The organism is Streptomyces sp. NPDC058964 (assembly GCF_042741275.1).
GTDB lineage: Bacteria > Actinomycetota > Actinomycetes > Streptomycetales > Streptomycetaceae > Streptomyces.
Genome location: NZ_JBHYKH010000317.1, coordinates 8035 through 10383, shown reverse-complemented (window position 1 = coordinate 10383; position 2349 = coordinate 8035). Strand labels below are relative to the sequence as shown.

At 70.2% G+C, this 2349-nt stretch carries 2 protein-coding genes; one reads left to right on the top strand and one right to left on the bottom strand.

Annotated features, from left to right (window positions below; all coding sequences use genetic code 11):
* Positions 1–511 precede the first annotated feature (511 nt).
* Positions 512–697, top strand: coding sequence for a hypothetical protein (locus ACFW2E_RS30865; RefSeq protein ID WP_384470357.1), 186 nt, complete (start codon positions 512–514; stop codon positions 695–697).
* Positions 698–1069: 372 nt separating this feature from the next.
* Here the strand turns inward: ACFW2E_RS30865 and ACFW2E_RS30860 are convergent, their stop codons facing one another.
* A complete protein-coding gene (locus ACFW2E_RS30860) occupies positions 1070–2221 on the bottom strand; it encodes a hypothetical protein (protein WP_384470356.1) in 1152 nt (383 codons plus the stop codon).
* Positions 2222–2349 lie beyond the last annotated feature (128 nt).

Sequence of the window (2349 nt, the reverse complement as noted above, 5' to 3'; positions counted from 1 at the left end):
ACGAGACAGAGCCTGGAGCCCGGGCCCCCCCCCGCTGGGCCCCGATCTGGCAACCTGCGGGAACCACCCTCGCCAACGACGCCAACATAGGGAAGTTCGTCCGGGAACTTCACGCCCCGGCCCGGGAAGTCCACCCGACGCGGGCAGGGCTCACCGCGGGCGGCTCCGCCGCCGCGTGCCGGACTACCGGTCCGCGTGGAGGGCGAACCCGTAGTCCGGCCGAACTGGTTGGCCTTCGCGCCCGAGCCGCCGATGGCGCGTAGATAGAACGCATAGGTCACCGACTCGGTCTGCGCTGGTGTCAGGCACAGCTGCCAGCGGTTTTTGGACCGTTCGAAGCGCGCTGTGCGCACCCGCTCCGCCAAGCCCTCGGCCGACGGCACCCGCAGCCGCATTTCCAGGCTCAGGTAGACGCGCAGTGCCTCCGTCTCCGGCGGCCGCAGCTCGAGGCGAGCGGGTCTCCCCTTCGCCTACGTCGGGCCACCGTTTCCGTCGATGGAGTCCAGAAGCCGTGACGTCCCTTGGCCGTACCCCAGCGCGTACGGAGACCTCCGCTGCCCGTCTCCATCCGTGGCTGCCGGTCGTGACCACCCTGGCCACCCTCGCCACGGTGTTCGTCCTCGCCCTGACCGGCAACAGCACTGCGGCGGCGGCCGCCGCCGGCGGCGTGCAGATCACCATGCACATCCGGCGCTGATCCACGCCCGGGCGGCCTGCGGGGCGCCCGATCGTGCTCAAGCCGGTGCGCGGGATCTCCGAGGTCACGTCTGTTCCTCCCTGTCTGTGACCACAGTAGAGGGAGGCACTGGCAACGCCCCTGACCAGCTGTTTGCGCGTGCGTTTCCGCGCCCGCCGCATCCACCGACCACCTGGTCAGCGTGGGGCTGGTCTTCGACGCCCAGTGGCCCCTGTTGGGCCCAACGGGGGCGGTCCACGGCCTCGGGCGTGCTTGTGCGGTTCTCAACCGGGCCCTTCCGGCTTGGCGGCCTCCATGGGCAATTCCCCCTGCCCGACGGCTCCGTCATCCAGTGGCTCGACTCGGCGCGCTTTGAAGTTGAGGGGAGATGCGTCATCCACGCGTTGGGATTCCTGCCGCCACGCGGCCTGCTCCAGGACGTGCCGCACCGCCGACGATGCTGCCGAGCCAACCGAGAGCGAAGCCGGTGGGGATGGTGATGACGCCGGGTGCCGTGAGCGGGAACCGGTCGAGGTGCAGATGGGGGAATACGGCGGTCGGGGAACCGGAGATCTGGGGGGAGAACGTGATCAGAAGGAGAACCAGAGCGGTTGAGCCATACAGGACCCACAGAGCGCCGGTCCGGGTGAAGCGCGGCCAGAACAGGGCGTAGACCAGGACGGGGGTGATGGCCGAGGCAGCAATGGTGAGCGCGACCACGGAGAGGACCTCAAGGTTCCAGCTCTGCGCCGCGCATGCCAAGGCGATGGCCGACGTGCCGATGCCGGTGGCTGCCCACCGGGCCGCGCTGAGTTCGTCGGTGTCGGTAGTCCGGCCGCGGTGCAGGGCATGTGCGAACAGGTCGTGCGCAGCACTGGACGCTGCGGCGAGTGTGAGACCGGCGACGGTTGCCAGGGCGGTGATGAAGATGACGCAGGCAAGCAAGGCCAGGAGCAGGCCACTGGTGTCAAGTTCCCGGGCGAGCAGCAGGATGCTGGCGGCACCCGTGGAATCGGTGGCGAGGAGCTGCCGACGGCCGACGAGGGCGGAGGCGCCGAGCCCGATGAAGGCGGCCATGACGCAGATGGCGAAGCTCGCCGCAGTTGCCCAGCGCGCGGCGGAGCGTGCTGACTTGGGTGTGGGCGCGGCGTACAGACGCATGATCACGTGGGGGAGTCCGGCGGTGGAGAAGAGGACCGTCACGTGCAGACTGATCGCACTCCACATGCTCGTCGTGGTGTCACCGTCCAGGTTTCCCGGTAGCAGGTAGTGGGTGCCCAGCCCGCTGCCGGACATCGCCGCGTGCAGCAGCTCGCCGGCATCCCCGTGGAACCGGTACAGGACCCACATGGCCATGGCAGCCGTGAGCACCAGCAGGGCGACCGCTTTGACGATCTGGATCAGGCTCGTCGTGCGCATGCCTCCCGCGCCGGCATAGAAGACCATGAGGAGTCCGGTGCCCACGATGCACGCGGTGCCGGCGAACGTGTCACGGGGAAGACCGATCAGAAACGTCAGTACCCGGGCGACACCGTCCAATTGCACGACCAGGTAGGGAAGACAGACCGTGGGGGGGGGGCCCCCGCCGGGGGGCGCGGCCGCGGCCGGGGGGGCCGGGGGGGGGGGCGCCCGCCCCCCCCACGGTTGGGCGCGCCGCGCGCGCGGGGGGGCGC